Annotated in this window: 9 protein-coding genes; 6 read left to right on the top strand and 3 right to left on the bottom strand. The window is 73.0% G+C overall.

Going from position 1 to position 6851, the window contains the following annotated elements; translation table 11 throughout:
* Positions 1 to 104 precede the first annotated feature (104 nt).
* Both ACH45E_RS22890 and ACH45E_RS22885 read right to left on the bottom strand, forming a co-directional pair.
* A complete protein-coding gene (locus ACH45E_RS22890; protein WP_361456526.1) occupies positions 105 to 1331 on the bottom strand; it encodes a ricin-type beta-trefoil lectin domain protein in 1227 nt (408 codons plus the stop codon).
* A gap of 95 nt (positions 1332 to 1426) precedes the next feature.
* Positions 1427 to 2005, bottom strand: a complete 579-nt coding sequence (locus tag ACH45E_RS22885; RefSeq protein ID WP_399041316.1) for a VanZ family protein — start codon at positions 2003 to 2005, stop codon at positions 1427 to 1429.
* A 252-nt stretch (positions 2006 to 2257) separates the two neighbouring features.
* Between ACH45E_RS22885 and ACH45E_RS22880 the strand changes: the two genes are divergently transcribed.
* Genes ACH45E_RS22880 through ACH45E_RS22855 form a run of 6 tightly spaced genes read left to right on the top strand, consistent with a single transcriptional unit; the run spans position 2258 to position 6012 of the window.
* A complete protein-coding gene (locus ACH45E_RS22880) occupies positions 2258 to 2437 on the top strand; it encodes a hypothetical protein (protein ID WP_361456523.1) in 180 nt (59 codons plus the stop codon).
* The gene (locus ACH45E_RS22875; RefSeq protein ID WP_361456520.1) at positions 2434 to 2886 is read left to right on the top strand and encodes an MrpF/PhaF family protein; all 453 of its coding nucleotides are present in this window, start codon (positions 2434 to 2436) and stop codon (positions 2884 to 2886) included. The genes ACH45E_RS22880 and ACH45E_RS22875 overlap by 4 nt, the downstream gene beginning before the upstream one ends.
* Positions 2879 to 3139 carry a hydrogenase subunit MbhD domain-containing protein gene (locus ACH45E_RS22870; protein ID WP_361456517.1) on the top strand — a complete coding sequence of 87 codons (261 nt, stop codon included), beginning with the start codon at positions 2879 to 2881 and terminating at the stop codon, positions 3137 to 3139. Before ACH45E_RS22875 ends, ACH45E_RS22870 begins: the two co-directional genes overlap by 8 nt.
* A complete protein-coding gene (locus ACH45E_RS22865; protein WP_361456514.1) occupies positions 3136 to 3876 on the top strand; it encodes an MnhB domain-containing protein in 741 nt (246 codons plus the stop codon). The genes ACH45E_RS22870 and ACH45E_RS22865 overlap by 4 nt, the downstream gene beginning before the upstream one ends.
* A gap of 7 nt (positions 3877 to 3883) precedes the next feature.
* Entirely contained in the window at positions 3884 to 4243 is a 360-nt protein-coding gene (locus tag ACH45E_RS22860) for a sodium:proton antiporter (protein ID WP_361456511.1), read from the top strand.
* Positions 4243 to 6012 (top strand): complex I subunit 5 family protein, encoded by a 1770-nt coding sequence (locus ACH45E_RS22855; protein ID WP_361456508.1) that lies wholly within the window; start codon positions 4243 to 4245, stop codon positions 6010 to 6012. Before ACH45E_RS22860 ends, ACH45E_RS22855 begins: the two co-directional genes overlap by 1 nt.
* Positions 6013 to 6031: 19 nt before the next feature.
* Here the strand turns inward: ACH45E_RS22855 and ACH45E_RS22850 are convergent, their stop codons facing one another.
* Entirely contained in the window at positions 6032 to 6694 is a 663-nt protein-coding gene (locus ACH45E_RS22850; RefSeq protein WP_361456505.1) for a DUF4230 domain-containing protein, read from the bottom strand.
* Between the last annotated feature and the right edge of the window lie 157 nt (positions 6695 to 6851).

Below are 6851 nucleotides of genomic sequence, written 5' to 3'. Positions count from 1 at the left end.
TCGTCCGGCACTCCCCCAGCCTTCGGCCGGGGGGACCCCCAGAGCACGCACCGGACACCGCGGGCACCGCACAGGACTTTCGAAACACCCCCTAGCCGTACGGCTCAGCCGACCGTCCACTTCTGGTTGGCGCCGCCCGAACAGGTCCAGATCTGCAGCCGGGTGCCGTTGGCGGAGTTGTCGCCCGTGACGTCCAGGCACTTGTTCGCCTGCGGGTTCACGATGTCGTTCGCCGCCGGGAGGGCCCACTGCTGGTTCGGTCCGCCGGTGCAGTCCCACAGCTGGACGGTGGAGCCGTCCGCCGTGCCGTTGCCGGTGACGTCCAGGCACTTGCCGAGCGCCCGGATCGTGCCGTCCGCGCCGGCCGTCCACTGCTGGGCCGCGGTGCCGTTGCAGTCGTACAGCTGTACGGGCGTGCCGTTGGCGGAGTTCGCCCCGGCCACGTCCACGCACTTGCCGGCCAGGCCCCGGACAGGGACGCCGGTCCCGGTGCCGCCGGTCGTCACGGACACCGAGTCCACCACGAGCTGCTGCGGGAAGGCGGTGGAGCCGTCCGGGTCGCCGGGCCAGTAGCCGCCCACGGCCAGGTTGAGGATCAGGAAGAACGGCTTGTCGAACACCCACGTCCTGCCGCCCAGGTCGGCGGGCGTGCGCCGCTGGTACACGTTCCCGTCCACCGACCAGGTGATCGAGCCGGGTGCCCAGTCGACGGCGAAGGTGTGGAAGGCGTCCGCGAAGGCCTGGCCGCCGGGGAGGGAGTAGGCCGCCCCGATGCCGCCCGAGCCGGAGTAGCCGGGGCCGTGGATGGTGCCGTGCACGGTCGAGGGCTCGTGGCCGACGTTCTCCATGACGTCGATCTCGCCCGAGTCCGGCCAGTTGACGGGGGTGCCGAGCATCCAGAACGCGGGCCACATGCCCTGCCCGCGCGGGATCTTCATACGGGCCTCCACGTGCCCGTACCGCGCGTCGAACCTCCCGGAGGTGTTCAGCCGGGCCGAGGTGTACTGGCAGCTGCCGTACCAGCACCGGTAGCCGGCCGGGTTCTCGCGCCGCGCGGTGATGACCAGGTGGCCCTGTCCGTCGAGGGCCGCGTTCCGGGTGCCGGACGTGTAGTACTGCCGCTCGTGGTTGTTGACGTTGTCGCCGGTCTCGGTCTGCCACTTCGAGGAGTCGACCGCGGCGCCGGCGGGCCCGTCGAAGGAGTCGGAGAAGGCAACGGCGGCGGACGCGCCGGAGGCGTCCGCCCGGGCGGGGCCGACGGCCGCGGAGGCGGCCAGGGCGGTGGACAGGGCGGCGAACAGACATCTGCGGAGCAGGCGTGGGGAGGCCACGACTCTCCTTCCGTGGGGGATGGATGCGTCGCCACTTGATTTAAGGAATAAGGTAAGGGCCCGTCAATAGGTTGGTCCGGTCCAGCTTCGGACGATCACTGCTTACGCACGCGCGCGTGCACCGTCCGCCCGAGCCGCCGTCCCAGGAGCAGGTAACCGACCAGAGCCCCGCTGGTGTTGAGGATGACGTCGTCCACGTCGAAGGCCCGCCCGGTCACCAGCGTGCCCTGCGCCAGCTCCACCAGGAACATCACGGTCGCCGTGAGCAGCAGCACCTTCAAAAACCCCCGCGCCCTCGGCACGAGGACCGGGACCAGCACCCCGAACGGGACGCCCAGCAGCAGGTTCCCGCCGATCTGCTTGACCGCGTCGCGCAGTTGGGGCTGGTCCAGATAGGCCTTCAGTGAGCGGCCCGGGTGCAGGTTGGTGTGCGTGAGGGACACCGACGCCGGGGACGGCTGGAGGGTGAGCCGGGCCAGGACGACGGCGAACGCCACCATGAAGGCGAAGGCGACGAGCATCGCCAGCAGCCGCAAGGGCAGCGGCATCGCGTGCCGCTCGGCCTTGGCCGTACGGTCCGCCTTCGCCTCGGGCCGGCCGGTGCGGTCGCGGCCCGCTCTGAGGGTGCGCAGGCGTGCGGCAGTGATCCCCATGCGTGCGGCAGTGATCCCCATCGGTCCTCCAGTCTTCAACGTCCCTGCGTAGTGGGGCGCTTACCCGGGAACCGCCTGGGGATGCCGCCCCGATGGCGGCCGGACCGCGCCCGCCCGGCGGTTTCCGGACGTGCTCCCGGGGCACCCCGGGCTGGGACCCGCGCGCCGCCGCCTGCTCCGGCATCGGTGGTGCTTGGATGCCACAAACGGCACATGCCAAGAAAAGCGGGCATTTTTGATGAACCACCGGCCGGCGGCCCGAGGAGGTGGCGTGTGAACCGGCGTACGGCTCTCCTCGCTGCCGGCGAGTGGCTCGCCTGGTGGGCCGGGCTCGTCCTGCTCTGGCTTGTGCTGATCAGCACCGTCTACCCCCTGGAGTGGGCGGTCGGCGCGGGCGCGGCGGCCGTCACGGCGCTCGCGGCCCGGGCCGCGCGACGGGCGGTGTGGCGGTGAACGGCTGGATCCTTGCGGCGGCCGTCCTGCTCGCCGCCGGCGCGGGCGCGGCCCTGTGGGGCGTGGCCACCGGCCCGCTGCGGCGCCGGGTCATGGCCCAGAACCTGATCACCTCGGCGGTCTGCCCCTGCCTGCTGCTCCTCTCCCAGGGCTACGGCCGCCCCTCGTACGTCGACCTGGCCCTGCTGCTGGCGCTGCTCGGCCCGGTCGGCACCCTCGTCTTCGCCCGGCTGCTCAGCGACGAACTCGAGGACGACCGGCCGCGGGCCTGGGGGCCGACCTGGGCCGCCGCGGCCCTCGGCGCGGTCGTCGTGGCCGTCCTGTGCGCGGCCACCGGCCCGAGCCGCGCCATGGTCGAACTCCTCGTCATCGGCGCCCTGCTGATCGGCGGCAACCTGGTCGCCTCCCGCGCCCTGTCCGGCGGAGTACGGGGGGTGCGGCGTGGCTGAGCTGGTGATCGTCGTCGCGCTGCTGCTGGTGGCCGCCGCCGCGACCGTGGCCGTGGTCACCCGGGACCCGGCCCGGCAGGCCCTGGTGCTGTCCGTCCTCGGGGTGCTGCTGGCCGTGCTGTTCACCGTGCTCCAGGCCCCCGACGTCGGCCTGTCCCAGCTGGCCGTCGGTTCCGCGCTGACCCCGTTGCTGGTGATGCTCTCGGTGCGCAAGGTGCGGCGGCGGCCCCGGGCGAAGGACGGCGGCCGGTGACCCGGCGCGCCCGGCTGTGGCTGCTGGCCGTAGGCGGCGCGGGCCTCGCCGCGCTGCTCGTCGCCGCCTGCCTCGACCTGCCGGCCTTCGGCGGCCGCCGGCACCCGTACGGCGAACGGGCCGTGAACGCCTCCCTCGCCCGGCACATCGCCAACACGATCTCCTCCGTCAACTTCGACCAGCGCGCCTACGACACCCTCGGCGAGATGAGCATCCTGTTCGGCGCCGTGCTGGGCTGCGTGGTCCTGCTGCGCCAGACCCGGGACGAGCACCGGGCCCGGCCCGAACCCGCCGACGTGGCGATGCCGGTACGCCGCTACGCCCTGGTCGTGCTGCCCGTCGCCCTGCTCTCGGGCCTCTACGTGATCGCCCACGGCCAGCTCAGCCCCGGCGGCGGTTTCCAGGGCGGCGTGGTCGCCGCGACCGCCCTGCACCTGCTGTACCTCGGTGCCGACTACCGCGCCCTCGAACGCATCCGCCCGGTCGCCCTGTTCGAGGTCGCCGACGCGCTCGCCGCCTCCGCCTATCTGGTGCTCGGCCTCGCGGGCCTGCTCGCCGGGACCGCCTTCCTCGCCAACACACTGCTGCCGTACGGCACGTTCAACCAGCTGTCCTCCGGCGGCACCGTCCCCCTGCTGAACGCGGCCATCGGCATGGAGGTCGCCTGCGCGGTGGTCGTACTGCTCGCCAAGTTCCTGGACCAGGCCGTCGAGATCGAGGAGGAGAACGGGAGTTGAGACCACTGTGACCGCCGTACCGCACGTCCTTCCGTACCTGGTCGCCGCATGGGTCTTCCTGACCGGCTGCTACGGCCTGGCCACCAGCCGCAACCTGATCCACGCCGTCGGCTGTCTGTCGGTCTGCCAGGCCGCCACCTACGTCCTGCTGCTGGCCGTCGGCTACCGCAGCGGCGGCACGGCCCCGGTGTTCTCCGACATCGCCCCCGGCTCGCGGCCCGTGGTCGACCCGGTGGTGCAGGCCCTCGCCCTCACCGACGTCGTCGTCGGCGCCACCGTCACCGCGCTGCTGCTCGCGCTCGTCATCCAGATCGCCAAGCGGCACGGCACGGTCGACCCCGACGAACTCAGGGAGCTGCGCGGCTGATGCACCACCTGCTGCCGCTGCTGGTCGCCGTACCGCTGCTCGGTGCGGCCCTGCTCGTCGCGACCGGCCGCCGCCTGCCCCGGCTCGCCGCCGAGACCGCGGCCTGCGCGGTCTCCGGCGGCACGGCCGCGCTCGCGCTCGTCCTGCTGTCGAACTCCTCACCGCCGCTGACCGAATGGGTGGGCGGCTGGGTGCCCGTGCGCGGCGAGAGCGTCGGCATCGTGCTGACCGGGGACGGGCCGGGGCTCGGCATGGCCGCGCTCGTCTCCCTGCTGACGCTGGCGGCGCTGGTGTACTCCTGGCACTACTTCGACGAACCGCCCCGCGGCCACGCCGGTTCCTTCCCCGCGCTGATGCTGCTCTTCCAGGGCGGCATGTGCGGGTTCGCGATCGCCGGCGACCTGTTCAACGCGTTCGTGTTCTTCGAGCTGATGAGCGTGGTCGCCTACGCGCTGACCGGCTACCGGATCGACGACCCGAAGGCCGTGCAGGGCGCGGTCACCTTCGGCGTCATCAACTCCCTGGGCGCGTACGCCATGCTGATGGGCATCGGCCTGCTGTACGCCCGTACCGGTGAGCTGGCCATGACGAAGATCGGGCGCGGCCTCGACGCCGCCGCCGTACCCGGGCGGCCCGACGCACTCGTCCTCGCCGCGTTCGTCCTGGTCATGACCGGGCTGCTGGTCAAGGCCGCCACCGTGCCCTTCCAGTTCTGGCTCCCGGACGCGCACGCGGTCGCGCCGACCCCCGTGTGCATGCTGCTGTCCGGCGTCATGGTCGAGCTCGGCGTCTTCGGCGCGTGGCGGGTGTACGGCAGGGTCTTCTCCGGTCCTGGCGGGATCCCGCCCGCCGACGTGGAACGGGCGCTGGTGGTGCTCGGCGCGGTGACGGCGGCCGTCGGCGCGGTGATGTGCTGGTACCAGCGGCACATCAAGCGGCTGCTGGCCTACTCGACCATCGCCCACACCGGGCTGTTCCTCGTCGGTGTCGGCACGCTCACCCGCGAGGCCGGCCACGGGGTCGCGCTGTACGTCCTCGGGCACGCCGGGGTGAAGGCGGCGCTGTTCGCCTGCGCGGGCATCCTCCTCGACCGGTACGGCAGCGTCGACGAGCACGCGCTGCACGGCCGGGCCCGGCAACTGCGCGCGGTCGGCGTGATGTTCACCGCCGGCGCGCTGGGCCTGGCCGGGCTGCCGCCGTTCGGCACGGCACTGGGCAAGTCGGTCACCGAGGAGGCCGTGGGCCTCCCGCTCACCGTGCTGTACGTCGCCGCGTCCGCGGTGACCGCCGGGGCGGTGCTGCGGGTCGCCGCCCGGGTGTTCCTGGGCCTCGGGCCCCGCCCCGAGGACACCGCCGAGGACGAGACCACCGGCTCCGACGAACAGCCCGAGACCCGCGGCAGGCTGAGCCGGGTCCCGGTCACCATGATCGCCGTCCCCGCGGTGCTGCTCGCCGGAGCGCTCGCCGTCGGCGTGGTCCCCGGCTTCGGGGGGCTGGTCGCCCGGGCCGTCGACGAGGCCGGTCCGGGCGGCGCCACGGCCGCCGTGGAGTGGACCCCGGCGGGCATCCTGCTGGGCCTGCTCTCCACGTTGCTGGCCTTCGCCCTGGCCTCGCTGGCCGTCACCCGCCCGAGCCGGACCGCGGCCCCGGAGTGGGCACGGCCGCTGCGCCGGCTGCAGTCGGGCCACGTCGGCGACTACGTGGCCTGGCTGCTGCTGGGCACCACCCTGCTCGGGGCGCTCACCCTGCCGGGCGTGCTGGGCGGCTGAGTGCCCCCGGACGTCCGGATCAGGTCCCGTACGACACGTGCACCTCCTTGAAGCCGAGGGAGCCGAGCAGACCCTGGAGCATGTCGGTGGTGTTCGTCTCGGCCCGCGTGGTCAGCCCGCTGGTCCTCGCCGCGGCGCCGATGTGCTTCACCGCGAGTTCCTGCACGGCGTGTTCGCTGTTGGGGTTGTCCGAGAACAGGTCGCCGAGCCGGTCGAGCAGACCGCGCTGCTTGGACACGGCGTACGAGTGGTCGGGGTCGAGGGCGGGCTCGCCGAGCCGCGCGTGCGGCAGCCGGAGCGTGGCCGACGTGCGGTCGCCGTTGACCAGCACATCGTCCTTGCCCACCCGGCCGAGGTCCACGTAGGCGTCCACGTTGCCCGCCCCGACGTACAGGGTGCGGGTGCCGCGGATCGCGTCGGGCAGGTACTTGGCGTCCTTCTCCAGGTCCACGACGACCTGGAAGTTGCCGGACGCGGCGTCGTAACGGCTCATGTCCTGGATGGACTTCAGGAGCGCGGGGCCGGACCGGTCGTGGGTCTCGGTGCCGAACAGGTCCTTGATGCCCGGCAGTACGGCCAGCCGGATCCCGGCGAACAGCACCACGAGCACCAGCACGAACGCGGTCACCACCTTGGCCCAGCCGGGCATGCGCCTGGGCAGGCGCGTGAGGGAAGTCGTCATCGCGACGGTCCTCCTTCCTACAGTGCGCATGCCCGCCAAGCGCCATGACAGACCGGCGCGTTGGGGCTCCGCCCCCCCGCTCCTGTAACTGGACGCCGCCCAAGGCCCCTCGAGGAGCCCCCCGGACGTCTGACCGTCGAGCCGGCGCCTGCCCCGG

The organism is Streptomyces sp. NPDC020299 (assembly GCF_044387825.1).
Lineage (GTDB): Bacteria > Actinomycetota > Actinomycetes > Streptomycetales > Streptomycetaceae > Streptomyces.
This window is presented reverse-complemented; position numbering and strand designations above follow the sequence as displayed.

Bases quoted from the DNA above. Each gene is read 5' to 3' on its own strand.
- ACH45E_RS22885 (WP_399041316.1), bottom strand. From the start codon at position 2,005: ATGGGGATCACTGCCGCACGCATGGGGATCACTGCCGCACGCCTGCGC.
- ACH45E_RS22855 (WP_361456508.1), top strand. From the start codon at position 4,243: ATGCACCACCTGCTGCCGCTGCTGGTCGCCGTACCGCTGCTCGGTGCG.
- ACH45E_RS22850 (WP_361456505.1), bottom strand. From the start codon at position 6,694: ATGACGACTTCCCTCACGCGCCTGCCCAGGCGCATGCCCGGCTGGGCC.